This window comes from Bradyrhizobium sp. 482_C4_N1_8 (assembly GCF_052075965.1).
Taxonomy (GTDB): domain Bacteria; phylum Pseudomonadota; class Alphaproteobacteria; order Rhizobiales; family Xanthobacteraceae; genus Bradyrhizobium; species Bradyrhizobium barranii.
Map to the genome: position 1 here is coordinate 2,804,174 of NZ_CP197231.1, position 26,116 is coordinate 2,830,289.

25 protein-coding genes are annotated in these 26,116 nt (G+C 63.2%); 13 read left to right on the forward strand and 12 right to left on the reverse strand.

What is annotated here, in order from left to right:
- Positions 1-56: 56 nt before the first annotated feature.
- From tnpB to AB7Z56_RS13065, 4 genes are all read right to left on the reverse strand, one after another.
- Complete coding sequence (tnpB, locus tag AB7Z56_RS13050) at positions 57-413, reverse strand: IS66 family insertion sequence element accessory protein TnpB (protein WP_063980520.1); 357 nt, start codon at positions 411-413, stop codon at positions 57-59.
- Positions 410-841, reverse strand: coding sequence for an IS66-like element accessory protein TnpA (gene tnpA / locus AB7Z56_RS13055; RefSeq protein ID WP_231145760.1), 432 nt, complete (start codon positions 839-841; stop codon positions 410-412). Before tnpA ends, tnpB begins: the two co-directional genes overlap by 4 nt.
- Before the next feature lie 141 nt (positions 842-982).
- Entirely contained in the window at positions 983-2,512 is a 1,530-nt protein-coding gene (locus AB7Z56_RS13060; protein ID WP_063982069.1) for an FAD-dependent monooxygenase, read from the reverse strand.
- 229 nt (positions 2,513-2,741) lie between these two features.
- Positions 2,742-3,086 carry a response regulator gene (locus tag AB7Z56_RS13065; protein WP_063982070.1) on the reverse strand — a complete coding sequence of 115 codons (345 nt, stop codon included), beginning with the start codon at positions 3,084-3,086 and terminating at the stop codon, positions 2,742-2,744.
- A 533-nt stretch (positions 3,087-3,619) separates the two neighbouring features.
- On the opposite strand from AB7Z56_RS13065, the gene AB7Z56_RS13070 reads away from it, so the two are divergent.
- The 4 genes from AB7Z56_RS13070 (at position 3,620) to AB7Z56_RS13085 (ending at position 7,894) form a co-directional block, all read left to right on the forward strand.
- Positions 3,620-3,961, forward strand: coding sequence for a hypothetical protein (locus AB7Z56_RS13070; RefSeq protein ID WP_063986218.1), 342 nt, complete (start codon positions 3,620-3,622; stop codon positions 3,959-3,961).
- Between the two features lie 673 nt (positions 3,962-4,634).
- Positions 4,635-5,909: a CaiB/BaiF CoA transferase family protein gene (locus tag AB7Z56_RS13075; protein ID WP_063982071.1), complete on the forward strand. Its 1,275-nt coding sequence runs from the start codon at positions 4,635-4,637 to the stop codon at positions 5,907-5,909.
- A gap of 182 nt (positions 5,910-6,091) precedes the next feature.
- Positions 6,092-7,321, forward strand: coding sequence for an acyl-CoA dehydrogenase family protein (locus tag AB7Z56_RS13080; RefSeq protein ID WP_354132206.1), 1,230 nt, complete (start codon positions 6,092-6,094; stop codon positions 7,319-7,321).
- Between the two features lie 9 nt (positions 7,322-7,330).
- On the forward strand, positions 7,331-7,894 hold the full coding sequence (locus AB7Z56_RS13085; protein WP_014493742.1) for a flavin reductase family protein: 564 nt from the start codon (positions 7,331-7,333) through the stop codon (positions 7,892-7,894).
- Between the two features lie 24 nt (positions 7,895-7,918).
- Here AB7Z56_RS13085 and AB7Z56_RS13090 read toward each other — a convergent pair whose 3' ends face one another.
- Complete coding sequence (locus AB7Z56_RS13090; RefSeq protein ID WP_354132207.1) at positions 7,919-8,827, reverse strand: NAD(P)-dependent oxidoreductase; 909 nt, start codon at positions 8,825-8,827, stop codon at positions 7,919-7,921.
- 166 nt (positions 8,828-8,993) lie between these two features.
- Between AB7Z56_RS13090 and AB7Z56_RS13095 the strand changes: the two genes are divergently transcribed.
- The 6 genes from AB7Z56_RS13095 (at position 8,994) to AB7Z56_RS13120 (ending at position 15,351) form a co-directional block, all read left to right on the forward strand.
- Entirely contained in the window at positions 8,994-9,977 is a 984-nt protein-coding gene (locus AB7Z56_RS13095) for an ABC transporter substrate-binding protein (protein ID WP_038958560.1), read from the forward strand.
- Positions 9,978-10,053: 76 nt separating this feature from the next.
- On the forward strand, positions 10,054-11,748 hold the full coding sequence (ilvD, locus tag AB7Z56_RS13100; RefSeq protein WP_166100142.1) for a dihydroxy-acid dehydratase: 1,695 nt from the start codon (positions 10,054-10,056) through the stop codon (positions 11,746-11,748).
- Positions 11,749-11,872: 124 nt separating this feature from the next.
- Entirely contained in the window at positions 11,873-12,718 is an 846-nt protein-coding gene (locus AB7Z56_RS13105; protein ID WP_063982076.1) for an ABC transporter ATP-binding protein, read from the forward strand.
- Positions 12,715-13,500, forward strand: coding sequence for an ABC transporter permease (locus tag AB7Z56_RS13110; protein WP_071911826.1), 786 nt, complete (start codon positions 12,715-12,717; stop codon positions 13,498-13,500). The genes AB7Z56_RS13105 and AB7Z56_RS13110 overlap by 4 nt, the downstream gene beginning before the upstream one ends.
- A complete protein-coding gene (locus AB7Z56_RS13115) occupies positions 13,497-14,264 on the forward strand; it encodes an ABC transporter permease (RefSeq protein ID WP_063982078.1) in 768 nt (255 codons plus the stop codon). The genes AB7Z56_RS13110 and AB7Z56_RS13115 overlap by 4 nt, the downstream gene beginning before the upstream one ends.
- Before the next feature lie 40 nt (positions 14,265-14,304).
- Complete coding sequence (locus tag AB7Z56_RS13120; RefSeq protein ID WP_166100127.1) at positions 14,305-15,351, forward strand: peptidase M29; 1,047 nt, start codon at positions 14,305-14,307, stop codon at positions 15,349-15,351.
- Here the strand turns inward: AB7Z56_RS13120 and AB7Z56_RS13125 are convergent.
- From AB7Z56_RS13125 to AB7Z56_RS13145, 5 genes are read right to left on the reverse strand one after another with little or no spacing between them, the layout of a single operon-like run.
- Positions 15,348-16,340, reverse strand: coding sequence for a 3-hydroxybutyryl-CoA dehydrogenase (locus AB7Z56_RS13125; RefSeq protein WP_071911830.1), 993 nt, complete (start codon positions 16,338-16,340; stop codon positions 15,348-15,350). The genes AB7Z56_RS13120 and AB7Z56_RS13125 overlap by 4 nt on opposite strands.
- A gap of 3 nt (positions 16,341-16,343) precedes the next feature.
- On the reverse strand, positions 16,344-17,432 hold the full coding sequence (locus AB7Z56_RS13130) for an NAD/NADP-dependent octopine/nopaline dehydrogenase family protein (RefSeq protein WP_354130628.1): 1,089 nt from the start codon (positions 17,430-17,432) through the stop codon (positions 16,344-16,346).
- Complete coding sequence (locus tag AB7Z56_RS13135; RefSeq protein WP_354132208.1) at positions 17,429-18,955, reverse strand: class I adenylate-forming enzyme family protein; 1,527 nt, start codon at positions 18,953-18,955, stop codon at positions 17,429-17,431. Before AB7Z56_RS13135 ends, AB7Z56_RS13130 begins: the two co-directional genes overlap by 4 nt.
- A 2-nt stretch (positions 18,956-18,957) precedes the next feature.
- Positions 18,958-20,247 (reverse strand): acyl-CoA dehydrogenase family protein, encoded by a 1,290-nt coding sequence (locus tag AB7Z56_RS13140; RefSeq protein WP_354130626.1) that lies wholly within the window; start codon positions 20,245-20,247, stop codon positions 18,958-18,960.
- Between the two features lie 12 nt (positions 20,248-20,259).
- Entirely contained in the window at positions 20,260-21,075 is an 816-nt protein-coding gene (locus AB7Z56_RS13145) for an alpha/beta fold hydrolase (RefSeq protein ID WP_441256269.1), read from the reverse strand.
- A 192-nt stretch (positions 21,076-21,267) separates the two neighbouring features.
- Between AB7Z56_RS13145 and AB7Z56_RS13150 the strand changes: the two genes are divergently transcribed.
- From AB7Z56_RS13150 to AB7Z56_RS13160, 3 genes are all read left to right on the forward strand, one after another.
- Positions 21,268-22,029, forward strand: coding sequence for an SDR family NAD(P)-dependent oxidoreductase (locus AB7Z56_RS13150; protein WP_354130624.1), 762 nt, complete (start codon positions 21,268-21,270; stop codon positions 22,027-22,029).
- 31 nt (positions 22,030-22,060) lie between these two features.
- Positions 22,061-22,897 (forward strand): enoyl-CoA hydratase family protein, encoded by an 837-nt coding sequence (locus tag AB7Z56_RS13155; protein WP_028156623.1) that lies wholly within the window; start codon positions 22,061-22,063, stop codon positions 22,895-22,897.
- 240 nt (positions 22,898-23,137) lie between these two features.
- A complete protein-coding gene (locus AB7Z56_RS13160) occupies positions 23,138-24,388 on the forward strand; it encodes a flavin-dependent oxidoreductase (protein ID WP_028156622.1) in 1,251 nt (416 codons plus the stop codon).
- 9 nt (positions 24,389-24,397) lie between these two features.
- On the opposite strand, the gene AB7Z56_RS13165 is transcribed toward AB7Z56_RS13160, so the two are convergent.
- Positions 24,398-24,853 carry a cupin domain-containing protein gene (locus AB7Z56_RS13165; protein ID WP_007601580.1) on the reverse strand — a complete coding sequence of 152 codons (456 nt, stop codon included), beginning with the start codon at positions 24,851-24,853 and terminating at the stop codon, positions 24,398-24,400.
- Positions 24,854-24,880: 27 nt separating this feature from the next.
- Entirely contained in the window at positions 24,881-26,056 is a 1,176-nt protein-coding gene (locus tag AB7Z56_RS13170; RefSeq protein ID WP_354100405.1) for an ABC transporter substrate-binding protein, read from the reverse strand.
- Positions 26,057-26,116 lie beyond the last annotated feature (60 nt).

A 26,116-nucleotide genomic window follows, 5' to 3' on the forward strand; every position in this document is an offset into this window, starting at 1 on the left:
CCGCCTGACGACGTACTCGATGCCTCTGATTCACTTCGCCGCAGCGCGGCCCACAATTATCCGGCTTGCGTCGGGACGACCGTCTCCCGTGCCGCGTGGACACGCCGCCAATCGAGCCCTTCGAGCAGCGCCGACAATTCTGCCGCTGACAAACGCATCACGCCATCCTCGATCTTCGGCCAGCGGAAGACGCCTTCCTCGAGCCGCTTGGCGAACAGGCACAAACCCGTACCATCCCAGAAGATCAGCTTGATCCGGTCCGCGCGCTTGGCACGGAAGACATAAACAGCACCCGAGAACGGATCGGCCTTCATGTGCTCGCGTACCAACATAGCAAGCCCTTCCATTCCCTTGCGGAAGTCGACTGGCTTGGTTGCCACCATCACCCGGACAGTGCCGGACGGGCCGATCACCGGCTTGCCTTCAACGCATGGACGATGGCCGCAATCATCGCCACGTCCGCGCCTTGGCCGACCCGGATAGTGACGCCTTCGGCTTCGATCTCGATGCCCCCAACATCCGGCTTGGCCTTCCGTCGCGCTGTCTTGCGCTCACGGCCCGCAACCGCGACCGGCGCCATGGCGTCTACCACCGCAGGTACAAACTGCGGATCGTTAGCCATCGGCGCCGGCTCCCGGCGCGCTTGCCGGCGCCAAGTGAACACTTGTTGTGGGGTCAGCCCGTGTCGCCGGGCAATCTCGGAAACGACCGCGCCTGGTACCAGCGTCTCCTCGACAATCCGGGCCTTGTCGTCCTTGGAGAACCAACGACGTCGTCCCGTCTCCGTGATCACTTCCAGCCGGCGCGCCGTTACATCCGACTTAAGCGTATGGTCAAACATAGACACAAACCGATCCCTTCAAAGAGATCGTGAAACTCGCCTATCCCATCTGCCCCGAAAAGGTGGGAGCGGAACGACGCTTACGATCAAGCCTGCGGAATGCCGCGGGCTCTTTTTGTTTCTAGGTGAGGCGCTCATGCGCTACGCCGCGGCAGCCGATCCAAACCAGATGATCAGCGCGTCCTCAAGTCCTCGCTGGCTTTCATCTCCGACCCACGCCACGTGCCCGTCTGGCCGAACCAGCACCGCTTCGGGCGCGGCGACCTGCCCGATGGCGGGGAGCTCCCACGCGCCGTCGTGGCTGGCGTTGATGACTCTGATGCGATCAGCCCTGGATACTATGTCGAAGCCGCCGGACTTGCCGAAATTGATCAGCAGCGCCTGCGCTCCGTGCAGCAGCGTGAACAATCTCTGTGGATAGCCGTCGACGATCAGGTCGAGATCGGGCATCCGGCGCCCGAGCAGTTCGTGTCCCTCGCCGAGATCATAGCGGATATCGAGCCCGCTCATCATCGCGCCAAAACGTTTGCGCGGTTCCTCCATGGCGAGCAGGTCGGACACCACATCGCGCGCGGCCCTGAGGCCGGCCTCGCCGCGGCGGAGCATGGCGATTTGCGCCATCGTGTTACGCAAGACGCGCGCGGCTACAGGATGACGTTCGGCGTGGTAGGTGTCGAGCAGGCCGTCGGGCGCAATGCCCCTGACCACCTGCGCCAGCTTCCAGCCGAGATTGACCGCGTCCTGCACGCCGGTGTTGAGGCCTTGCCCGCCGACGGAGTGATGGATATGCGCGGCATCGCCGGCGAGCAGCACGCGCTCCCGGCGATAGGACACGGCCTGCCGCGCCGCATCGGTGAAGCGGGAGATCCAGGCGGGGTTTTGGACCCCGAAGTCGGTGCCGAATACTGCGACGAGCGCATCGCTGAGATCGCGCAGTCCGGGTTCGCCGGTGCGGTCGAGCGTCGCTTCCGTCACGACGACCAGCACGCGACCGCTCTCCGCTTTGCTGAGGCCATGAAAGCCGATGGCGTCGTGGCGGAGGCCCCATACCGGCTCGTCCCGCATCTCGACTTCGGCCATGAGATTGCTGAGCGTTGGATCGGAGCCGGCGAAATCGATGCCGGCCCGCTTGCGCACCAGGCTGCGACCGCCGTCGCAGCCGACGAGATAGTTTGCGCGCAATGTCTTGCCGCCGGAGAGCGCAACGTCGATGCCGGTCGCGTCCTGAACGAAGCCCGTCACCTCGGAGTTTCGATAGATCGGCACCGCGAGCTCCTCGACCCAGTCGGCCATGATGCGCTCGATGTGGCTCTGCCGCAGCGCGAGGCCATAAGCGTGCCGGGTGGGGAGATCGCCGATGTCGAGCCTGGTCCAGGCGAAGCCTGCGAGCTGGGTGACTTGCCCCTCGCGCAGGAAGCGCTCCGCGACGCCGCGCTGATCGAGGATCTCGATGGTACGCGCGTGCAATCCGCCGGCCCGCGTACCGACGAGCTCCTGATCCGGGCGCCGCTCGACCACGGCGACGTCGACCTCGGCGAGCGCCAGCTCGGCGGCCAGCATCAAACCGGTCGGGCCGCCGCCGGCGATCACCACGGCATGGTGACTCGCGCGGCTGGCGCCGGCCCGCTCGGAACGGCCGCGCGGCCGGGACGACGGAAGCAATACAGGCATGTGGACCCCCTGCTTTGGATGTTCATTGGGTCGGGGGTTCTACGGCAGGGCGGGGGGCTTGAAGCAAGTCTCTTGCGCACCACATATCAAAGTGGGAGGGAGGGCTCCTTCTTCCGCGTTCGCCGCGTTGACACGTCGGGCAAAACACCGGCAGAATGGCATCATCGACATGAGTTTGGTTCGACCCGCGCGGGAGCCCCCGCCGCGGGTTTTCTTTTGGGCTCTGCGTTCAGCAAACGCCGGTGGTTCGCCGCATGGTGTCGGCGAGCTCCTCGAACGAAAACGGCTTCCGGATCATTGGCAGGCCTCCGCGCCGCGGCTCGCGCCCCGATAATTGCAGGATTTTCAATCCCGGGCGTAGCCGCTTCGCCAGTTCGGCCAGTTCGTGACCATCCATGCCCGGCATATTGATGTCCGTGATAAGGATGGAGATGTTCTCGTTCTGCCCGAGCTGATCGAGCGCATCCGGGCCGCTTTCGGCGCTTGTCACCTCGCAGCCGAGATCTTCCAACATGCCCACGATGACGTCGAGGACGCCGGGATCGTCGTCAACAACCAGTACAGTGTGGCTCATCGCATGCACGTTCCTTTGACTAAAGGAATGAACGCGACGCTCTTCGGGTTAGTTCCGGCACGGTGTGGTCGAACGAGGGATGTTTGACATGTCGAAACACTGGCCAATGACATCATCGAGACGAGTTTGGTCACCCGCGCTGGAAGCACCCGCCGCGGGTTTTTCGTCTCGATTTTGAGATCGGACGGTGGCCGCGCATCCGGCCACGCACTCGCTAGACCACGTTCAAGGAACGCCGACCGGCGCGGCGCCGGGTCCGTTGCTCGCGCCGCTGCGGTCTCGGGGCTCACGGACATAGGGTTCGCGCCCGAAACGATCGCGCTTGGTCACGCGATCTGCCACTTTTTTCTTTTTCGTGGAGAGACGATGACCGCCTAACTGATATCGCTCGCACTCGCGGGCTTGGTTGCAATCGTGTTGTGGGAGACGTTTTCTTGAGCGATGAGATCGAAAGGGAGTTCGCGAGCGAGCCGGCCCGCCCGCCCGCGCGACGGAAGACGTCTAAGGCGCGGATGCTGACCGAGACTGATTGTATCCTTCTACTTCGCCAAGCGTGGTTTCGAGAACGTTGCAAGGATCATCAACCAGATGATGAAATCAGGGCGATCGTGGCTGAGACACTGGCCGAGCAACACAGGGTGCAACAGGAGAGCATCGATGCCTTCGTACTGAAGGCCGTCGCATCGGTGCTAACTTCCTTCGGAATCGAACATGACGACCGGAAGGAGCTAAGGGCTGATCTCCAACACGTGCGGAGGTGGCGAAAGAGCGTGGAGCAGGCGCAGAGCTACACCTTCAAGGCCGTTATCACGGTGATCGCGACCGGACTGATGGGGGCCGTTTTGCTAGGCGTTAGGGTCGTGCTGGGCAAGTGAGCTCCCACGGTGCCGACATCGCTGCACTTGCACGCACGCTATTTCCCGCAAACGGGCCGTACAAAATTCGCATCGTTGATGCATCCGATGACGACCTCGTCGAGACGTTGGCTGATCTGCATCGGTCGACGTTCTTCGACACGGCGGCCATGCCGCAATTCGAGTTGGGAGCGTGGTGGCTTGCCTAACATGGCGATGAGGCGGTCGCATTTGCCGGCGTCATACCGTCGACGCACATTCGAAACGGCGCTACTTCTCGAGGGTCGGCGTGCTGCGACGGCATTGGGAGCGGGGACTTCAGGGGGCTGCGTATCGAAAGGGATGTCATTGTCTTGAATACGACGGACAACTTCATCCAGGCGGGCTATCGGCTCTTCGAGCCAGAGGTGCCCGAGGCCTCGGCGCACACGCTCTATTGGCGGAAGTGGCTTCGCTGAGCAGGGTTTCCCGTAATGCGGAACGTACTTTTCTCGGCGTAGGATGGCCAATGCGAGACACAGTGTGGCTCGCACTCCCAAGATGTTCGGGGGCCCGGCGGCTTGATGGCTGACGGGCCCTTTTTGCGTATTGAAGCGATGCGGGTGAAGCACTTGCGAAGTTGGTGGTGCCGGGCTTTAAGTTTGCTCTTGCAGGAAATTCGGCAACCATAAGCCGATGTAAGGGAGCGCCGTCGATGCCCACCAAGCCTCAATTACCGGAACGTTCGTCGCGGGCGACGGGCGCGCCTACCGCGCTCGACGGTCTGTTGGTCGTCGATTTTACGCGGGTCGTGGCGGGGCCGGCCTGCACGCAGACGCTTGCCGATTTCGGTGCACGCGTCATCAAGATCGAGAATCCGGATGGTGGCGACGATACGCGGGCCTACGAACACGCCGAAATCGGCGGAGAAAGCGCCGCCTATCTGAGCCTGAACCGCAACAAGCGCGGCATCGCGCTCGACCTGACCATGCCGCAGGCTCGCGAGATCGCACTGGACCTGATCCGGAAGGCGGATGTAGTCGTGGAGAATTTTTCGAGCGGGGTCATGAAGAAGTTCGGCCTCGACTACGAGGCGGTCGCGCCGCTCAACCCGCGGCTGGTCTATTGCTCGATCTCGGCTTACGGACGCTCAGGACCATTTGCCGCGCGGCCCGGCTTCGATCCCATCACGCAGGCGGAAAGCGGCTTCATGTCCCTCAATGGGTTCGCCGATGGGCCTGCGGTTCGTACCGGCCCGCCGATCGTGGACATGGCGACGGGGATGTCCGCCTGCAACGCCATCCTGCTGGCGCTGTTGGCGCGCGATCGGCTCGGCCGTGGGCAGCATGTCGAGGTCGCCCTGTTCGACGTCGCCATGGGCATGACCGGCTTCTACGGCATGGCCTATCTGATCAACGGCGAAAACCCTGGCCGGTTCGGCAATTCGCCGAACGGGTCCCCCACTGTTGGTGTCTATGAAGCTTCCGATGGGCCGCTTTACATGGCCTGCGCCAACGACCGGCTCTATCGCCGGCTGGTGGTCGAGGTGCTGAACCGGCCCGATTTGATCACTGATCCGCAGTTCGCGTCGCGCAAAGCGCGCTCTGAGAACAAGGAGCTCCTGCGGGCAGCCATCGCAGAGGTCTTTGCGAGCGATACCCTCGAGAACTGGATAGCGAAGATGAAGCTGGCCAATATCCCGGTCGGCTATCTCCGAACGGTCGAGGAGGGGTTCAATGCGCCCGAGGCCCGCGAGCGCCATCGCCTGAACAGGATTCCGCACCGTACTGCAGAGTGGGTCCCCAATATCGAACCTCCGATCAATATGAGCCTGACGGGAGCGATTGATCCCGTCGCTGCGCCCCTGTTAGGCGAGCATACCGAAGACGTCCTGCGTGATACGCTCGGTTACGACGAGCGCCGGATTTCGGAGTTCACTCAGAAGGGCGTCTTTGGATCAGACAAGCCATCGACCTCAGGCCAAGCCTGAGCGGTCAGGTCCGCGGAGCCAGGCACCGCAAAGTTCGCGGAAAGCTGCTTTGAGAAGACGGTGTACGTGACATCGCATTCCTGCGGACAGCCGGGATGCAGGGCGACCACGCAACGTTAACCCTGCCCAGCTTGATTTGGCGAAGTTCCCGCCGCATAACTATGTGAAAGCGAGGGACACGAATGGCGCCTGGTCAAGGGCCGAGCATGGGCCAGCCGACGGGGCAGGAAGCCGGCGAACGCGCCTATGCGGCAATGATCGCGAGGACCCGGGCGCTCGTGCCGCGGCTGCGAGAGCGGGCTGCCCGCACGGAGGAGCTGCGGCATCTTCCGACGGAAACCGAGAAGGATCTCCACGACGCTGGCCTGTTCCGCATGCTGCAGCCGAAGCGCATCGGCGGTGCCGAGCTTGACTATGTCGCCCTTGTCGACTGCGCCGAACTGCTGGGAATGGCGGATGCGTCAGTGGCGTGGAATCTCGCTAACCTGGCGAGCCATCACTGGATGCTCGGCATGTTCGAGCAGAAGGCGCAGGATGTGGTCTGGGGCCGTGATCCCGACGCGCTGATTGCGTCCTCGTTCATTTTTCCAGCCGGTCGCGCCACGAGGGTCGAGGGCGGTTACAGGTTGCACGGGAGCTGGCCGTTCTCCTCGGGCGTTGCCTCCTGCGAATGGAACATGCTTGCAAGCGTTGTCTATTCCGACGACGAAGCAGACGGGATCGAGTACCGAATCTTCCTGCTGCCGAAAGTCGACTACAAGGTGCTCGACACCTGGAATGTCACGGGACTGCGCGGTACCGGCTCCTGCGATGTCGAAGTCAGGGACGTTTTCGTGGCCGACTATATGACGGTAGCGGTTGGCGATCTTGCCGGTGGCCCGACGCCGGGAAGCACGGTCAATCCCAATCCGCTGTATGCGCTACCTGTGTTCTCGCTATTTCCTTACGTCCTCTCCGGCGTCGCGCTGGGGAACGCTCAAGTATGCCTCGACGATTATGCGGAGGTCGCACGTCATCGCATTTCAACCTACAACCGCGCCAAGCTCAGCGACTTTCAAAGCACTCAGATCAAGATCGCGGAGGCTTCGGCCAAGATCGACGCTGCGCGCCTGATCATGCGTTCGGCCTGCGTCAATGCAATGGAAGATGCAAGGCGCGGCCGTATTCCTGATATGGCGATCAAGACCAGATATCGTCGCGATGGCGCATTTTCGGTGAATCTATGCACCGACGCGGTCTCGATGCTGTTTGCGGCGAGCGGAGCGCGCGGTCTGTTCACGACGGGCGTGTTGCAGCGGCAGTTCCGCGATGCGCACGCGATCAACTCGCATCTTGCGTTCAACTTCGATGCGGCCGGAACCAATTACGGACGGGTGGCTCTGGGCCTGCCGTCCGAGAATCTCACGCTGTGAGGCCGGCCGATGAATGATCTGCCGAAGCAGCCGGCCATTTCCGATCCAGCCAATGAACTCGCCAGCGACAGTTCGCCGATCGATCCTCGCGATTTTCGCAACGCGCTTGGCACATACGGAACGGGCGTAACGATCATCACGGCCATGGCCGCTGATGGAAAGCCCTATGGCATCACCTGCAATTCGTTCGCGTCAGTCTCCCTAAATCCCCCTCTGGTCCTCTGGAGCCTCGGATTCTATTCCTCAAGCCTCCCCGTGTTTCAGAACGCCAGCCATTTCGCCGTTCACATACTCGGCACGTCGCAGCAAACGCTTGCGAACAAATTTGCAAAATCGTCCGAAGACAAGTTCGCCGGGGTCGACTGGACCCCGGGCCTCGGGAACGCGCCGGTCCTTGCCGAGAGTGTCGCCAACTTTCAATGCCGATCGGTCAATCGCTATTATGGCGGTGACCACGTGATCTTTCTCGGCGCGGTCGAGGCCTATGCCTACAGTGCCAAGGAGCCCCTGCTGTTTGCGCGCGGGGGGTATGGCCGGTTCCTGGCTGATGATGAACGCAAGAAGTCGCCATAAGGCGATTCAAGGACGCTCGTCGGCTCAGCGGTCTGTGGCCGAGAGTTTGTAGATTTCCAAAGCGTCCGCGTCGGCGCCGCGTGCAGCCTTGGCCAGCCTGAATATCTGTCCCGCGAGGGTCGCCATCGGCACCGGCGTTGACGTCGCCCGGGCGACATCGGCGACCGTGTCGAGATCCTTGAGCATTGTCGCGATATGGCCAAGCGGCGGCGAGTGGATGCCCTGGACCATGCGCGGCACGAAGAGCTGAAGCGGGATGGAATCCGCAAAGCCGCCGGCGAGCGCCTCGGGCAGCCGGCCTGCGTCAATCCCTGCATTCGAGGCAAGGCGCGTGGCTTCCGCCAGAACGGCCATCGCGCATCCGACGATCACCTGGTTGCAGAGTTTTGTGGTTTGGCCAGCCCCGATCGGGCCCATGTGGGTGAACCTGCGTGCCATGTGCAGCACGTAGGGCCGTGCCCGCTCGATGTCAGCAGCTTCTCCGCCGGCCATGATGGCGAGCGTGCCTTCCTCTGCGCCCTTGGTGCCGCCGGACACCGGCGCATCTATCCAGCCTGCGCCATTCGCGTCTTTCAGCCGCGCTGCAAGATCGCGCGCGGCGTCGGGATGGATTGACGAGAAGTCAACGACGAGCTTGCCTGCGCCGGAAGCCGCTGCAAGACCGTCGGGGCCGAAAATCACGTCTTCGACGGCGGCGGCATCGGTTACGCACATAAAGACGATATCCGCGTTCGCCAACATGTCGCGGGACGTGGCTGCGCGCCTGGCGCCGGCCGCGACGAGCGGAGCGACCTTGCCCTCCGAACGATTCCAGACAGCGACTTGATGGCCGGCTTTGAGCAGGCGCCGGGTCATCGGCGTTCCCATCAGTCCAAGGCCGAGATAGCCGAGCCTCTCGACGCCCTGCGGGTTTGTCTTGCTCGCATCAGCCATAGGTTGCCTCCTTCTGTCGCAACGCAAACGCCGCCTTACCATACATTGCAGGTCGGACAGCGAAACCGTCCGGCTCGCATGGCTTGCCTGATTGTTTGAACCATGAAACATTTGAGTGGTCGGGTTGGGCGGCGCCGGTCGGCGCCGGAGCAGCGGAGTGGGCACGATGCGAACCGTTTCGAAGTGGATCCTGGCTTTGGGAGCGGCCGCGGCTGCGAGCGCGGGGGCAGGCCCGTCATGGGCACAGCAGACCATTCGCGTCGGCTGGACCATCCCGGCCGAGGAATCCAAGTACTGGATGATGCGCAGGCCGGCCGAGTTTCCCAATATCGGCAAGGCCTACAACATCGAATGGACCCAATTTCAGGGCACCGCGCCGATGACGCAGGCATTGGCGGCCGGCGCGCTGGATTGCGCGACGCAAGCGCCGCTCTCGCTGGCCAACGGTGTGGTCGGCGGCAATCTCAAGGCCTACATCGTGGCGCAGCACGTCTTCGAGAAGCCCGGCGGTTTTTCGGTCTATTGGGCGGTAATGGATGACTCGCCGATCAAGACGATCGCCGATCTCAAGGGCAAGACGGTCGGCATTTCCGTGATCGGCGGCGGCACGCAAGGCCCCTTCAACCTGTTGCTCAAGCAGAATGGCGTCGATCCGGCCAAGGACATCAAGCTGGTTGAGGTCGGCTTTGCCGTCTCCGAAGATGCGCTGCGCCAGGGCCGTGTCGACGCGGTCAACATGAACCAGCCCTTTGCCGCACGTGCGGAGGCGAAGGGTGGCACAAGAAAGCTGTTCTCATTGTCGCAGGCGATGCCGAACATCGTGCACATCCTGGAAGCCTGCCGCGCTGATTTCGTCGACAAGAACCCCGACTTGGTGAAGGCCTACGTGCGTGACATTACCTCAGGTATGAAGAAAGCGCTGGCCAACCGCGAAGAGACGCTAAAGGTCGTGAATGAGGTTCTGAAGGCGCCTATTCCGGTCCTCGAGACCTATCTGCTCAAGGACAACGATTTCGGCCGCGATCCGGGTGCGGCGCCGAACTTCCCCGCGATCCAGAAGATGCTGGACATCTACGCGGAGACCGGAATGCTGCCGAAGCTGGATGCCATGCAGTTCAAGCACGCGACGATCGTCGCGCCGCTGGAATAGGCGACGGGCGAATTGTCCGAACGAGGGGGCGCGGCGTCCCGGATCATCCCGGACGTTGCATGAAGAAGATGCGCGCATGAAGAAGTTGCGATCACGGGTCACGACTGACGGCCTCGACCGGGCTCCGCACCGCGCTTTCATGCGCGCAATGGGGCTCGACGACGCCGCGATCGCCAAGCCGATGGTGGGCGTCGTCAGCATGAAGGGCGAGCAGACGCCCTGCAATATGACCCACGACTTCCAGGTGGCCGCGGCCAAGACGGGAATCGAGGAGGCGGGCGGCACGCCGCGCGAATTCTCCACCGTGTCGGTCTCCGACGGCATCAGCATGAATCACGAGGGAATGAAGTTTTCTCTCTTTTCACGCGAGCTGATTGCCGATTCGATCGAAGCCGTCGTTCATGGTCTCGCCTATGACGCGCTGATCGGGTACGGCGGATGCGACAAGACGCTTCCCGGCGTGATGATGGGCATGGTTCGTTGCAACGTACCGTCCATTTTCATCTATGGCGGCAGCTCGTTGCCGGGCCGGGTGGACGGGCGGACTCTCACGGTGCTCGACTCCTATGAAGCTGTCGGCAGCTTCATGACCGGAGAGATCGACGGCGCCACGCTCGAACGGATCGAGCGCGCCTGCCTGCCGACCATTGGCGCGTGCGCTGGCCAATTTACCGCGAACACGATGGGGATGGTGTCGGAGGCGATGGGGCTGACCATTCCCAACGTCTCGATGGTGCCCGGTGTCTATGCCGAACGTGCACAGATCTCGCGCCGCGCCGGGCGGCTTGTGATGGAGATGCTGGAACGTGGTGGCCCGCTGCCGCGCGACCTCGTGACTCGCAAATCCCTCGAGAACGGTGCGGCGATTGTTGCCGCCACGGGCGGCTCGACCAACGCTGCGCTGCATCTGCCGGCGATCGCGAATGAGGCCGGGATCGCATTCACGATCGATGACGTCGGCAAGGTCTTTGCCAGGACGCCGCTGATTGGAAACTTGCGGCCGGGCGGCAAGTACACTGCGAAGGATGTCTACGACATCGGCGGCGCGGCCGTCGTGATCCGCGAGTTGATCCAGAGCGGGCACATCGATGGGAGTTGCTTGTCCGTCACCGGGCGCACGCTCGCCGAAGAATATGGCGCGGCCAATGCTCCCGATGGTGAAGTCGTTTACGCGTCTCGTGCGCCGATCATGCCTGATGGTGGCGTGGCGGTTCTGAAGGGCAATCTCTGTCCAGACGGTGCGGTGATCAAGGTCGCAGGTTTGAAGAGTCAGCACTTCGAGGGCGTTGCGCGCGTCTTCGAAGATGAGGAGGCATGTGTCAAAGCGGTCCGTGACCGCGCCTACACGGCGGGCGAGGTGCTGGTGATCCGCAATGAAGGGCCAGTCGGCGGCCCGGGCATGCGCGAGATGCTTGGCGTTACCGCGCTGATCTACGGCCAGGGTATGGGCGAGAAGGTGGCCCTGATCACCGATGGGCGGTTCTCCGGCGCTACTCGCGGCATGTGCATCGGCTACGTGTCCCCCGAAGCGTTCGTCGGCGGTCCGTTGGCGCTTGTTCGCGACGGCGACAGGATCCGGATCGATGCCGCAAACCGGCGGATGGATATGCTGGTCGACGACCAGGAACTCACGGCGCGCCGACGCGATTGGAAGCCGAGGCCGCCCCGTCACCGTGCAGGTGCGCTCGCAAAGTATGCGCGGCTGGTCGGACAGGCGCCGGGCGGGGCCGTCACACATGAGGGCCCTGCAGAATGGCCTTGGTTCGAATGACGCGCCGCTTCCGTGCGAGAATGACCGCCTGTCTGGCAAGTTTCTTGCTAAGCTCGATCAGCTGATGGAGGACATCAGCGGATCGGTTGCGTGACGTTCGCGCGTGAGTCAAGCGAGAGACGGAATGAGGGTAGTGCCTTCGAGATCGAGCGAATGGGTGAATCCGGTGACGTCACAAAGGCCGGCTTCTGCGATCATCGAGATCGACCGCGTCTCCCAGGTTTTTCAGACCTCGGCGCGTAAGGATCATTTGGCGCTATCGGACATCTCGCTGACGATCGGGGAAGGAGCCTTCGTCTCCATCCTTGGTCCGTCCGGCTGCGGCAAGTCGACACTTCTTTATATCGTCGGCGGCTTCGTCAACCCGACCAGCGGCGTGGCGAGGATGAAGGGACAGACGATCACGGGGCCGGGTCCGGATCGCGGACCAGTGTTTCAAGAGTTCGCTCTGTTTCCCTGGAAGACCGTGTTGGGCAATGTGATGTATGGCCCGCGCCAGCAAGGTGTGCCTGCCACCGAGGCCGGAGCACAGAGCCGGGCCTTGATCGAGATGGTCGGCCTCAAAGGCTATGAGAACTTTTATCCCAAGGAGCTCTCGGGTGGCATGAAGCAGCGCGTCGCGCTGGCCCGGACATTGGCTTACCACCCTGAAGTTCTGCTGATGGACGAGCCGTTCGGCGCGCTCGACGCGCACACCCGTACACGCCTCCAGAATGATCTCCTGAACATCTGGGAGCGTGACCGCAAGACGGTGCTGTTCGTGACCCATTCGGTCGACGAGGCCGTCTTCCTGTCGGACAAGGTCGTGATGATGTCGAAATCTCCCGGCCGCATTCGGCAGGTGATCGACATCAATCTACCCCGGCCGCGTCGCCGCAACGAGCTGTTGCTCGATCCGCGCTACCAGAAATACGTCGTCGACATCGAGCGCATGTTCGACGAGGTCGACGAGACTGGATCGCCGTCATGACATCGCTGGCTGCAGCCTCCAGACGCGCCGCCCCGGTGTTCGCTTGTATCGGGCTGCTGGCAGTGTGGCAGGTCGCGTCGCTCGCGCTGAAGAACGACAGCTTTCCGACGGCGATCGAGGCGATCCGCGCGATCCCGGACATCCTTGGCGACAAGGAGTCGCTGATCAATATCCTGGCCTCGCTTCGCCGCATGGCGATCGGGTTCAGTGTAGCCGTGCTCGTTTCGATCCCGTTGGGTCTGTTGATGGGGCGTAGCCGCGCCGTCGCGGCCTTCTTCAACCCGCTTCTGATGGTGATCTATCCGGTGCCGAAAGCGGCGCTGATGCCGATCATCATGCTTTGGCTGGGCGTCGGCGACATCACGAAGACGCTGGTGATCTTCCTCGGCGTCAGCCTTCCCGTGATCTATCACAGCTTTGAGGGCGCCCAGGCCGTCGAAGAGAAGATGCTGTGGTCGGGCGCCGCGATGGGACTTTCGCCGCTGCAACGGCTGGTGCGGATCGTGCTGCCCGCGGCGCTGCCGGAGATCCTGACCGGATGTCGCACAGGTCTCGTGCTGGCGTTGATCACGATGATCACCAGCGAGATGATCGCCCGCCAGTCCGGCGCCGGCAACATTCTGTTCAATGCACTGGACATGGGCCAATACGACACCGTCTTCGCGATGATCATCATCGTGGGGGCGATGGGAATTTGCCTCGATGCGATTTTCGAGCGGGTCCGCGCACGGCTGGTGCGCTGGTCCGAGCCTCAGTTCGACATGCCGCTGAGCTTCTCATGACATCGCGTCTTCCCTCAGCAAACGTCGTTCTCGGGCTCGCGCCGATTGTGCTGGTGATCGCGGTTTGGCAAGGCCTCGTATCGTTCGGCTTTGCGCCTGCGGTCTTGCTGCCGCCCCCGGGATACGTCTTCAGCAGGTTGCTCCAGCAACTCGTGACGTGGACGTTTCAGCAGGAGATCGCGGCGACCCTGATTCGGCTGTTTGCCGGCTTTGCCATTGCGGTCGTGCTCGGTGTAAGTATCGGCATCGCCGCGGCCGCCAATCCAGCGATCAATGCCGTGGTTCGGCCAATCGTGCGCGTATTGGCGCCGTTGCCTAAAGTCGCACTCTATCCGGCGCTGCTGCTTCTGCTCGGCTTCGGTCACGGATCGAAGATTACGCTGGTGGCTGCGGATGCGCTTTTTCCCATTTTGCTGTCCACCTATTACGGCGCGTCAGCCGTCGAGCAGAAGCTGATCTGGTCGGCGATGGCAGCGGGAACGCCGCGCTATGAAATCTTGTTCAAGGTGGTCTTACCGGCAGCGATGCCGTCGATCCTGACTGGCTGCCGGATCGGCCTTGTCATTTCCTGCATCGTGGTGTTTCTGGCCGAGATGATCACGTCGACGGACGGGTTGGGGCATGTGCTGGTGACGGCGGCCCGAACCTTTCAGGCCGTCGATATGTTCGTACCGCTGATCACGATTTCGCTGCTGGGGTTGATCCTGAACGGCTTGCTGGGCGCCCTGCGATCGTATCTCTTGCGGGGCTTCCCCGAAGCGTGATCTGACTGAACAGAAGAAACCAGAAGACCGGGAGTGAACCATGCTGGCGGATCGCATCGAGGCAAAATGGATCGACGCGTTTTGCGAGATCTTTGAGCGCTGCGCCGTCAAGGCCGGCGATACCGCGGCGATCCTCTCGGAAACCCAATCGCGTGCGCTGAACGTTCATTTGGCGGAGCTCGCCCTGCTGCGGATGGGCGCGCGGCCGTTTCATGTGGTGATGCCGACGCCGCGTAACCGGAATATCGTGCCGGTTCGCTCGACCGGCGCAAGCGAGGCAATCCAGCGGCTTGGTCCGGTCATCACCGCACTCCAGCAGGCCGGCTTTGTGGTGGATTGCACCATCGAGGGTCTGATGCACGCGGTGGAGACGCCGGATATCCTCAAGGCCGGTGCGCGGATATTGGTGATCTCCAACGAACACCCGGAAGCGCTGGAGCGGATGGTGCCGGATCCCGCACTCGAGAAACGCGTTCGCGCGGCGGCGAAGTTGTTGCGTGGGACGAAGCGGATGCGCGTGACATCGAAAGCCGGCACGGCGCTCGACGTTGACATGGTCGGTGCGTCCACGGTCGGCGTGTGGGGCTGGACCGACAAGCCGGGCACGTTGGCGCACTGGCCCGGTGGCATTGTGGTTAGCTTTCCCAAGAGCGGAACGATCAACGGGACGTTGGTGATGGCGCCCGGTGACATCAATTTGACCTTCAAGCGCTACCTGGCGTCCCCGGTGAAAATGACGCTGAAGGACGATTACGTCGTCGAGCTGGAGGGCGAGGGCACGGATGCGGCGATGATGCGTGCCTATCTCGCAGCGTGGGGCGATCGCGAGGCCTATGCGGTCTCGCATGTCGGCTTCGGCATGAACCCGGGGGCCCGCTACGAAGCCCTCTCGATGTATGACCAGCGCGACACCAACGGCACTGAAATTCGTGCCGTCTCCGGCAATTTCCTGTTCTCGACCGGCGCGAACGAATTTGCCGGCCGCTACACGGCGGGCCACTTTGATTTGCCGATGATGGGAACGACGATCGAACTCGACGGCGTCGCGGTCGTTCGTGAAGGCGTGCTGCAGGACGTCTTCGGCTAGCTGCGGTCGAGGACCGGTGGGCGCGCCAGGCCGAAATGCCGGAGCAGGTCGACCATGGCCTGAAGCCGCTTCACGCGATAGGCATCGACGTCCATGCCTGAATAATCGAGGAAGCCGGCACCCGTTCGCAAGCCGATCCGGCCTTCTTGCATATTGCGGGAAATGACGTCCGGCGCGCGATAGCGGTCGCTTCCGAGCGCGCCTTCGAGGTACCGGCTGGCGTAGTACAAGATGTCGCCGCCGCCCCAGTCGATGAACTCGAGCAGTCCGAGCACGGCATAGCGGAAGCCAAAGCCGTAACGGATCGCTTTGTCGATCTCCTCGGCGCTGGCGACGCCTTCCTCGACCATGCGTGCGGCCTCGTTCATCGCCAGCGCCTGGATGCGCGGGACGATGAAGCCGGGCGTCGCCGCGCAGACCACGGGGACCTTTCCGATGGCTTCGAGCAGCGCTTTGACCTCATCGATGATGGCGGGATCGGTGGCTTTGCCGGGCGAAATCTCGACCAGCGGGATCAGATAGGCCGGATTGAGCCAGTGCACATTGAGGAAGCGCCGAGGGTTCACGATCGCCCCAGCGAGATCGTCGACGAGGATGGTCGACGTGGTCGAAGCGATGATCGTATCCGGGCCGACTTGTTTTGAAGCCGCCCCCAGCACCTCGCGCTTGAGCTCGACGACCTCAGGAACGCCCTCGAAAACCATTCCGGCGCCGGACAGCGCTACGCCGCTTCGGCTGGCTGGCACCACCGAGACCCGTGCGATAAGCGGATCGACATCTGCCTCGTTCAGCAGTCCCAGCTTCGACAGGCTGGCAAAGGTCTTCCTGACTTCGTCGAGCGCGTCCGCCTCCAGCTTGGCGAAATCTTCCGCGGAACGGCCCTTGATGTCGATCATCGTGACCATATGCCCTGCGTAGGCGAACGCGACGGCGATGCCGCGCCCCATGCGGCCGGCCCCGAGGCAGGCAATGTTGGCGCGGCTGGTCATCGGTCAAAATCCCCTGCGAAGAAGCGCCTGGAGCTCGGCTTTGCCGAGATTGCCAAGCCCCAGCGTCTCGAGCGTTCGGCCGCGCTGCGCAAAATCCTCGCCGCAAATCGCACCGCCGATGGCCAGAAAGGCCTTGGCCAACGGTGTGGGCGTGCCCGCCAGGGCGGCGGCGGAGACCAGCAGCGACAGCCCAAGCCGCAGATCCTCACGCATATAGCGGTGCTCGGTCAGCACGATCCGCTCGCGCCAGTCGCCGGAATCGGTCAGCCGGTCGTGCGAGCCACGGCCATACATCCAGATCTCGCCCTCTTTGGCGTAGTGGTGGGCCAGCGGAAAATGCGGTGCGCCATAGCCAAGCGCTTCGCGCACCGCGATTCGTTCTGCGTCGAGCGCGTCGGTCACCCGGCGGATCGCGGCCTGCGTTCCTTCCTTGTGGATGTCCCATCGTTCGAAATGCTCGATCGGGCCCGCGTTCATCACGATCAGCGGCGGGTGAATGATGGGCCCAGCATTCATCAGCGCGCCGGAGAGCGCATCGCCGCACGGCTCGATCGCATCAGGGAAAGCGCGTCCGATCACTTCGAGTGCATGCGCGGCCCGATCGAGCGGAAACACGCCGACCGGCAGACGCTTGGCGCGTATGGTGATCGCGACCTCGAACGGCCCGTGCTTGCGGGTCAGCCAAGGCAGTGTTCCGGTCTCGGCAAAGCTTGCCTTGGCGTGGTTTCCGGCACCCCGCGCGGCTTGGGCGAAGATCATCGAGCCGAATGTGGCGGGCGGCAGGAACACGACCTGGCCGTCCCGCAAATGCGGAGCGAGCAAACGAGCAATGTCCGGCTGCGCGAAGGCGGGGGCGGGGCACAGAATCAGCTCGGTGCCATCAATTGCTTCGGCGATATCGGTCGTCACCAGCGCGAGCTTCACATCGTGCCGGCCATTATGATCCTTGACCAGGATCTGCGAGCCGGCGGCACGATGCGCCGCCACCTGATCGGCGTCGCGGCGCCAGAGCCGGACCTCATGCCCCGACAGCGCAAAATCGCCCGCGGCTGCGAAAGAGCCGTTTCCCCCACCCAGAACTGCAATCCTCAAGATGCTTCTCCTTGCGCGCGCGACTTCGCATCAAGCTGCTTCAGCAGGAAATGCTGGACCTTGCCCAGTGCCGTGCGCGGCAGGTCGTCGACGAAGACGATGTCGCGCGGAACCTTGTAACGGGCGAGCTGCGTCTGAAGATGCGCTCTCAGCTCGTCCACTTCGAGCCGGGAGCCGGACCGCCCGATGACATAGGCGATCGGCACCTCGTCCCAGCGCGGGTCCGGCCGGCCGATCACGGCGCATTCGCTGACATTGGGATGTTCGAGCAGGACGCGCTCGACCTCGGCCGGATAGACGTTCTCGCCGCCGGAAATGATCACATTCTTCTTGCGGTCGCGGACCCAGAAATACCCGTCGGCATCGCACAGGCCGATATCGCCGGTGCGATACCAACCGTCGTGCAGCGCATCGTGCGTGGCATCCGCATTGCCCCAATATTCGAAAAACACGTTGGGCCCGCGCACGGCGATTTCGCCCGGCGTACCCGCAGGGACCTCATTGCCGGCCTGATCGATCACCTTCGCTTCGCAGCACAGGCCGGCAAGTCCAGTCGATCCCGCGCGCGAAAGATCGCCGCCAAGCCGGGTGTAGACTGCGATGGGGCAAGTTTCCGTCGATCCATAAACCTGAAGCACCGGAACATCGCGCGCCACGAAGCGATCGATCAGGTGCGGTGGCACGATGGTCGAGCCGGTCGAGACGGCTTTGAGCGACGAGAGATCGGTCGTTGTCCAGGCGGGATGCTCGCTCACGGCCTGGAGGATTGCAGGCACCATCACTGTCAGGGTCGGTCGTTCCCGTTCAATGGCCGCGAGCGCAGTATCTGGCGTGAAGCGGGCGTGGATTGTGACGGTCGCACCAAGCTGCAGCGCCGGCGTGGTCTGGATGTTGAGGCCGCCGACATGGAAGAATGGCAGCACCGTCAGCACGCGATCATCCGACGTCATGTTGTGCATGTGCTGGCTCATGACGCCATTCCAGAACAAGGCTTCTTGCCGCAGAACAGCGCCCTTCGGCCGTCCCGTCGTTCCAGACGTGTAGACGACGAGCAGCGGGCAGGAGAGATCAGTGTGCGGATTGCGGCCGCTGCCTTCGCTGCGAGCCAGCAGGTCTTCGAATGTCACGCCCCGCGACGGCGCGAAATCGAGGCCGATGACGGCCGTCCCCGGCGCAAGCTCCGGGAGAACTCCGGCAAATGCCTGCTCGAGTACCAGGACCTTTGCGCCCGCATCGGTGAGAATGAAGCGCTGCTCGGCAACCGCCAGCCGCCAGTTCAGCGGCACCAGCATCGCACCAAGTCGCGCGCATGCGTAGAGCAGAACCAGATAGTCCGGCCGGTTCAGGCTCAGGATTGCGACGCGGTCGCCTCGGCCGACGCCGAGCTCCTGCTTCAACGCCGTGGCGGTCCGTTCGATGCGCGCGGCGAGTGCGGCGTAGCTCAGCCGCTCACCCTCGAAGGCGATCGCCGTCTTGTCTGGCGCGAACGCCGCGTTGCGATCGATCAGACTACAGAGGTCCACGGTCAGTCGTCCGTTTCACCGGCCTCGTACAGCGCCTCGCGCCCGATCCGGTCGAGGCAGAGCTCGGCGGTCCAGGGCAGCATCAGCGAGCCGCAGCGGCTGTCGCGATAGATGCGCTCCAGCGGCAGCGAGCGGAGCATGGCCTGACCGCCGCAGGTGCGGATCGCGAGCGCGGCGAGCTCATTGGCGCCCTCCATCACCGAATATTGCGCGGCATAGGCGCGCAGCACCTGCTCCTTGCTTGGATTGGCGTGGGCCTCGGTGATCGCCTGGAACCAGATCGCCTTGATCTGCTCGAGCTTGATCTGCATCTGCGCGACCGCGATTTGCTTGGTCGGGTACATCCGGCGCTTGACCGGCGGCATGCCCGGTACCTCGCCGCGAAGATAGCGCACGGTGAAATCATAGGCGGCTTGCGCCAGGCCCATATAGGTCGGCGACAGCGTCAGGAACATGTGAGGCCAGCGCATCGCCGCCTGGAAATAGACGCCGCGCGGCATCAGCGCGGAATCCTCAGGGACGAACACATCCTTGAACAGCAGCGTGCGAGAGACTGTGCCGCGCATGCCGAGCGGATCCCAGTCGCCGACTACCGAGACACCGTCCGATTTCGCGGAGATCGCGAGGTAAAGGGTGTTGCGGCGCGAGGCTTTTTCGCCCTCCTCCATCTCGGTGCAGAGCACGCCGTAGTAGTCGGCATGACCGGACAGCGATGCAAAGATCTTCTTGCCGTTGACGATCCAACCGCCCTTTACGGGCTTTGCTTCCGTGCCGAACGCGACGCCGCCGGCCGCGGCCGCTCCGCCCTCGGAAAAGGGCTGCGAGTAGATCGCGCCATCCTCGACGATACGCTTGTAATGAACCGCGCGCCGCCGCTCGTGCTCGGCGCGGGTCTCCGCGTCCATGTCGAGATCGTCGGCGAGCGGACCTGACCACAGGGTCGAGCAGACGTGCATGTTCCAGGTGAGGGCGGTCGCGCCGCAATAGCGGCCGATTTCGGCTGCCGCCAGTGCGTAGGTTTGATAGTTCGCGCCGAGCCCGCCATGCTTCTTGGGAACCGCGATGCCGAGCAGGCCGACGCGATGCAGGTCGCGATAATTCTCTGTCGGGAAGATCGCCTCGCGATCGTAAGTCGCCGCGCGACCAGCGAACACGCTCTGGCCGATCTCGCGGGCGCGCGCGATGATGCCGGCCTGCTCGTCGCTCAGGCGGAATGCGACGGGATCGAAGATCGGCGTATCCAGCGCGACCTTGTCGGTCGCGCCGATGTTCTTTCTGACTTGCATGGTCATTGCGCAGCCACCCTACGTTTTGGTCGCGACGGAATTCAGGAACCGGCCGAGGGCTTCGTCGAACGCGTCAGGGCGTTCAAGGTTAGCGAGATGGCCGACACCAGCCAGCTCGACATATTCGGCAGAGGAAATGAATGTTGCTGTCTTTGCCATCATGGGGGCAGGCGCGTTGTTGTCCTTGGCGCCGGACAGCAACAGCGTCGGGACGGAAATGTCCTTGAGTGTGCTGCGCTGATCGAAGCCCATCAAAGCCAGCATCATGGCGCGATAGCTCGCCTCGGGCACGCTTGCCATGCACTCGCGCGCAAGCTCCATTCCCTTCGGATCAGGATCGTCGCCGACAAGCTCCTTCACCAGGGAGGGAGCCAGCGACTTCATGGTCTCGCCGCGATCGAGCGGCCCAAGCCGCGCCGCGATGAACGACTTCTGCCAATCGCCATCGGCCTTGCCGAAGGCCGGGCTGGTCTGCGCGAGGACGACCGCGCGGGCCAGTTTCGGAGATTGCGCCAGCCATTTCTGGACGATCATGCCACCGATCGAATGGCCGACCAGAATTGGCTTGGTTGCACCAAGCTGCTCAATGAATTGCAGGAGCGCATCGGCAAGGGCCGCGATGCTGACGCTGGCGAGCGGAGCCGATCCGCCGTAGCCCGGCATGTCCCATGCAATTGCGCGGAACTGGGTGCTGAATCTCGCGATCTGCTGCCGCCAGGCCCGTGCCGCGCCGCCAATGCCATGCAGGAAGATCAGGGGTGTCGCGTCCGGATCGCCCGCGGCTTCATAGGCGAAGCGGCCGTCTTTTGTTATCATTGGCGCAGGCTGCGACACGCGACATCCTTTTGCTCGGCCGGTCGATGCTAACAGGCCTGTAGGGGATGGGAAGCGATAATTTTATACTTAAAGCAATTTTCGGGCCGGTCTCTCGCGCGAAGGCGTTCGCGGCGCTACGGCAGCTTCGTTGCAAAAACTTGAAGGTTAAAATATATCGAGGAACGATCAGCAGAGCCAAGGAGCCAGCGCATGTCCGGATTGCCGCACTCGTCGCACGCGCTCGTGACCGGTGGCGGTCGCGGCATCGGCCGCGCCATCGCAGCCTCTCTTGTCGGGGCAGGCGCAACCGTGACGGTGCTCGGCCGGAACGCCGCTGTTCTAGAAGAGGCGGTCAGCGCAGGTGCCGCGCATTTTGCTGCGATCGCCGACGTCTCGAACGAATTATCACTGAAAGCCGCTATCGCTGAAGCGAGCGCGCGAAAGCCGATCGACATCCTGATCGCCAACGCGGGAAGTGCAGAATCCGCGCCGTTCGCGAAATCGGACGCTGCCCTGTTTGCGCGCATGATGGACGTCAATTTCATGGGCGTTGTCCATGCCATCCAGGGCGTTCTGCCGGGCATGAAGGATCGTCCCTATGGCCGCATCGTCGCGATTGCCTCGACGGCGGGGCTCAAGGGCTACGCCTATGTCAGCGCGTATACGGCGGCGAAGCACGCCGTCGTCGGTCTCGTGCGCTCTCTTGCCCTCGAGACGGCCGGAAGCAATGTGACTGTGAATGCGGTGTGTCCGGGCTTCACCGACACCGATCTGGTCGCCGGCAGCATCGAGAACATCATGAAGAAGACCGGCAGGAGCCGCGAGCAGGCGATCGCCGAGCTCGCGAAGCACAATCCGCAGGGGCGGCTGATCACGCCTCAAGAGGTGGCTGACGCAGTGCTTTGGTTGTGCGGCGAAGGCGCTGGTGCGATCACCGGGCAGGCGATTGCAGTCGCAGGCGGCGAAATCTAGTAGCGCGGAACAAACATAGTTAGGAGATCGCATGAGCAGACCAGCTAATCCTGTGACCGTGCCGCTCGCGGATTATTCGCCGCAGCACTTCCTGCTGGCGGTGGTCGACGGCGTTGCCACGGTGACGCTCAACCGTCCCGAGCGGAAGAATCCACTGACCTTCGAGAGCTATCGGGAACTGACGGATTTCTTCCGCGCCTGCGCTTTCGATGATGCAGTCAAGGCCATCATCGTCACCGGCGCCGGCGGTAACTTCTCGTCCGGCGGCGATGTGTTCGAGATCATCGGCCCGCTCGTGAAGATGGACACCAAGGGGCTGACCGCTTTCACGCGGATGACCGGCGACCTCGTCAAAGCGATGCGGGCCTGCCCTCAGCCCATTGTGGCCGCGGTCGAAGGCATCTGCGCCGGCGCCGGCGCGATCATCGCGATGGCATCGGATATGCGGCTCGCGGCGAGCGGCGCGAAGGTCGCGTTCCTCTTCAACAAGGTCGGACTTGGCGGCTGCGACATGGGCGCCTGTGCGATCCTGCCGCGGATCATCGGACAGTCCCGCGCCTCCGAGCTGCTCTACACCGGCCGGTTCATGACGGCGGAGGAGGGCGAGCGCTGGGGCTTCTTCAGCCGCATCGTCACGCCCGAGCAGGTGCTGCCCCAGGCGCAGTTGCTGGCCAAGCAGGTCGCGGAAGGCCCGACCTTCGGAAACACCATGACCAAGCGGATGCTGGCGATGGAGTGGGCGATGTCGATTGAAGAGGCGATCGAAGCGGAAGCCGTTGCCCAGGCGCTGTGCATGACCACGGCGGATTTCGAGCGCGCCTTTGAAGCGTTCGCCAACAAGGTCAAGCCGGTCTTCAGGGGCGACTGAGCCCCGGACTTCCTGCGGAAGGCCAGCAATGGGGATTTGCGCCGCAGTACTTGCCCGGAAAAGATCAGATTTTCCGCAACAACGTGCGCGACCGGCGGATCTCGAGGAGCTGAGAATTAAGGCTAAGCCCAAGACCCGGGCCGAGCTCAAGGCGGAGGCGACAAAGCCGCTTGCGGCGGAGTGACCGCCCGTGCGACTTTAGCCCCATTGCCTGGCGTATTTTCGAGTGGAGTAAGGGCGATGAAGGCGATTATCGTCGGTGGCGGTATCGGTGGTCTCACCACGGCATTGATGCTGCGCTCGCGCGGCATCGGATGCGAGATTTTCGAGCAGGCCGACACCATCCGCGAGCTCGGCGTCGGCATCAACACGCTGCCGCATGCGATGCGGGAGCTTGCCGGCCTCGGTCTCCTCCAGCAGCTCGACGACGTCGCGATCCGGACCGACCAGCTCTATTACCTCAATCGCCACGGCCAGGAGGTCTGGCGCGAAGCCCGCGGCATCGACGCCGGCCATGACGTGCCGCAATTCTCGATTCACCGTGGCCGCCTTCAGGGCGTCATCCATCGTGCCGTCGAGGAGCGGCTCGGGCCGGAGGCAATTCACACCGGCTGCCGCCTCGGCGCCTTCACGCAGGACGAGGGCGGCGTCACCGCTTATTTCTTCGACCGCTCGGGCGCGCACATCCATACTGCGCGCGGTGATATCCTGATCGGCGCTGACGGCATCCATTCACGCGTTCGCGACACGCTGTTCCCGAACGAGGGACCGCCGTGCTGGAACGGCCTGATGCTATGGCGCGGTGCGCGCGATTGGCCGCTGTTCCTCACCGGCAAGTCGATGATCGTGGCCGGCGGCCTCAACGCCAAGGTGGTGATCTACCCGATCGCAGAGGGATCGAGCCCGGCGAGCCGTCTCACCAACTGGGCGGTGCTGGTGAAGGTCGGCGAGGGCAATGCCCCGCCGCCCCGGAAGGAAGACTGGTCGCGGCCCGGCCGGCGCGAGGAGTTGATGCCGCATGTCGCGCGCTTCTCGGTGCCCTATATCGACGTCAAGAGCCTGATCTCGGCAACGCCCGAGTTCTACGAATATCCGACCTGCGACCGCGATCCCTTGCCTTACTGGTCGTCCGGGCGCGTTACGCTGCTCGGCGATGCCGCGCATCCCATGTATCCGGTCGGCTCCAACGGCGCATCTCAGGCGATCCTCGACGCGCGCTGCCTTGCCGATGCGCTGGTGCGCGCCGAGCATCCGCGCCAGGCTTTGCTTGAATATGAGAAGAAGCGTCTGCCGATGACCGCTGACATCGTCCGCTCCAACCGGCGCGGCGGCCCCGAGGGCGTCATCGACGCCGTCGAGCAGCTTGCACCCGATGGCTTCGACAACGTCGACAACGTGCTGAGCTATTCCCAGCGCGAGGCGATCGTCCGCGGCTACGCCACCAAGGCCGGCTTCGCCGCAGTGCCGGGTCTGGCGGCGGTGCGCGCTTAAGACTCGCTGCTAGCCGCCGGGCGGCGGCGGCAGGAAGTGGATGTTGAACTCGGCGGCCATCGCCACCACGTCCTCCGGCTTCTGTTCCTTCATGTTGTGAAGGCCCCAGAACAGGTCGAACAGCTTGCGGGTCGGCGACACCCAGAACAGCACCTTTGCCGTCTGCTCCGACTTGTTGAAGATGCCGTGCGGCACGCCCATACCGAGGCGGATCAGATCGCCCGCGGTCGCCTGCGACTCCGAATTGCCGAGCATGAAGTCGAGCTTGCCCTCGAGCATGTAGAGATACTCATCCTGGTCGGGATGGATGTGCGGCGGCACGAATGTGCCCGGCGGCAATGTCGCGTGCCAGGAGAAGCTGTGCTCGGTATTGCTCTTCGGCACATAGGTCTGGCCGAGGATGTTCCAGGAAATGCCCTGGATCCCTTCATTGGCCCGTGTGATGCCGGTGATTTCGCTCTTCATTGCAGTCCTCCCGTAATGCGGTGCGGCTTAGTTTGCCGCCTTGCAGTCCTTGGCATAGCGGTCGCCATAGTTCTCGAAGACCTTCTGAACGATCTCGGTCTGGAACTTGCCGTCCGCACGCTTGGCGACCTTGGTCAGATAGAAATCCTGGATCGGATAGCCGTTGGTGTTGAACTTGAAGGCGCCGCGCAGAGAGGTGAAGTCGGCCTTCTTCAGCGCAGCCCCAACCGCATCCTTGTTCGAGAGATCGCCTTTCACGGCCTTGACCGCGCTGTCGATCAGCATCGCGGCGTCATACGCCTGGAAAGCGTAGGTGCCGGGCACGACGTTGTAGGCGGCTTCATAGGCCGCGACGAACTTCTTGTTCTGGGGATTGTCGAGATTGGGCGCCCAGTTCGCGCCGCCAAACATGCCGACGGCCGCATCCTGCTGTGCCGGTAAGGTCGATTCATCCACCGTGAAAGCCGAGAGCACCGGAATGCTGTCGGCAAGGCCAGCCTGCCGGTATTGCTTGACGAGATTGACGCCGAGGCCGCCTGGCATGAACGTGAACAGCGCATCGGGCTTCTGCGACGAGATCTTGGAAAGTTCCGGCTGGAAGTCCAGCGTGTTCAGCGGCATGTAGGATTCTTCGACGATCTCGCCCTTGTAGTCGAGCTTGAAGCCCGCCACCGAATCCTTGCCGGCCTGATAGTTCGGCACCATCAGATACATGCGCTTGTAGCCGCGATCCTGCGCCACCTTGCCGAGGATCTCGTGGACCTGGTCGTTCTGATACGACGTCACATAGAAGAACGGGTTGCAGTCCTTGCCGGCGAAAGTCGATGGCCCGGCGTTGGGGCTGATCAGGAACGTCTTGGACTCCGTAATGGGGCGGTGGATCGCCTGGAGGATGTTGGAGAAGATCGGGCCGACCACGAAGTCGACCTTGTCGCGCTCCAGAAGGCCCTTGACCTTCGTGACCGCTGCGTCGGGCTTCAACTCGTCATCGGCGACGATCACCTCGACATCTCGGCCGCCCATCTTGCCGCCGAGATCCTTCACGGCGAGTGCAAAGCCGTCGCGGACCTGCTGGCCAAGCGCGGCGGCGGGGCCCGACAGGGTCACGACCACGCCCAGCTTGATCTTCTCCTGGGCGAAGGAAGGGCTCACCGCGGTGCCGAGCAGCAGGGCGGCGGCGGCCAAGGTCGTTTGCGTCTTCATGATGTGTCCCCCGTGACGATCGGGCTTGCGCAGCAAGCCGCGTACTCCAATTCAAGCTTA

Excerpts from the sequence above, each read along its gene's own strand:
- AB7Z56_RS13095 (WP_038958560.1), top strand. The coding sequence starts at position 8,994 with ATGCGAACCGTTTCGAAGTGGATCCTGGCTTTGGGAGCGGCCGCGGCT.
- AB7Z56_RS13140 (WP_354130626.1), bottom strand. The coding sequence starts at position 20,247 with ATGACCATGCAAGTCAGAAAGAACATCGGCGCGACCGACAAGGTCGCG.
- ilvD (WP_166100142.1), top strand. The coding sequence starts at position 10,054 with ATGAAGAAGTTGCGATCACGGGTCACGACTGACGGCCTCGACCGGGCT.
- AB7Z56_RS13155 (WP_028156623.1), top strand. The coding sequence starts at position 22,061 with ATGAGCAGACCAGCTAATCCTGTGACCGTGCCGCTCGCGGATTATTCG.
- AB7Z56_RS13170 (WP_354100405.1), bottom strand. The coding sequence starts at position 26,056 with ATGAAGACGCAAACGACCTTGGCCGCCGCCGCCCTGCTGCTCGGCACC.
- AB7Z56_RS13125 (WP_071911830.1), bottom strand. The coding sequence starts at position 16,340 with ATGACCAGCCGCGCCAACATTGCCTGCCTCGGGGCCGGCCGCATGGGG.
- AB7Z56_RS13150 (WP_354130624.1), top strand. The coding sequence starts at position 21,268 with ATGTCCGGATTGCCGCACTCGTCGCACGCGCTCGTGACCGGTGGCGGT.
- AB7Z56_RS13160 (WP_028156622.1), top strand. The coding sequence starts at position 23,138 with ATGAAGGCGATTATCGTCGGTGGCGGTATCGGTGGTCTCACCACGGCA.
- AB7Z56_RS13110 (WP_071911826.1), top strand. The coding sequence starts at position 12,715 with ATGACATCGCTGGCTGCAGCCTCCAGACGCGCCGCCCCGGTGTTCGCT.
- AB7Z56_RS13115 (WP_063982078.1), top strand. The coding sequence starts at position 13,497 with ATGACATCGCGTCTTCCCTCAGCAAACGTCGTTCTCGGGCTCGCGCCG.
- AB7Z56_RS13120 (WP_166100127.1), top strand. The coding sequence starts at position 14,305 with ATGCTGGCGGATCGCATCGAGGCAAAATGGATCGACGCGTTTTGCGAG.
- AB7Z56_RS13105 (WP_063982076.1), top strand. The coding sequence starts at position 11,873 with ATGAGGGTAGTGCCTTCGAGATCGAGCGAATGGGTGAATCCGGTGACG.
- AB7Z56_RS13090 (WP_354132207.1), bottom strand. The coding sequence starts at position 8,827 with ATGGCTGATGCGAGCAAGACAAACCCGCAGGGCGTCGAGAGGCTCGGC.
- AB7Z56_RS13065 (WP_063982070.1), bottom strand. The coding sequence starts at position 3,086 with ATGAGCCACACTGTACTGGTTGTTGACGACGATCCCGGCGTCCTCGAC.
- AB7Z56_RS13060 (WP_063982069.1), bottom strand. The coding sequence starts at position 2,512 with ATGCCTGTATTGCTTCCGTCGTCCCGGCCGCGCGGCCGTTCCGAGCGG.
- AB7Z56_RS13080 (WP_354132206.1), top strand. The coding sequence starts at position 6,092 with ATGGCGCCTGGTCAAGGGCCGAGCATGGGCCAGCCGACGGGGCAGGAA.
- AB7Z56_RS13165 (WP_007601580.1), bottom strand. The coding sequence starts at position 24,853 with ATGAAGAGCGAAATCACCGGCATCACACGGGCCAATGAAGGGATCCAG.
- AB7Z56_RS13075 (WP_063982071.1), top strand. The coding sequence starts at position 4,635 with ATGCCCACCAAGCCTCAATTACCGGAACGTTCGTCGCGGGCGACGGGC.
- tnpA (WP_231145760.1), bottom strand. The coding sequence starts at position 841 with ATGTTTGACCATACGCTTAAGTCGGATGTAACGGCGCGCCGGCTGGAA.
- AB7Z56_RS13085 (WP_014493742.1), top strand. The coding sequence starts at position 7,331 with ATGAATGATCTGCCGAAGCAGCCGGCCATTTCCGATCCAGCCAATGAA.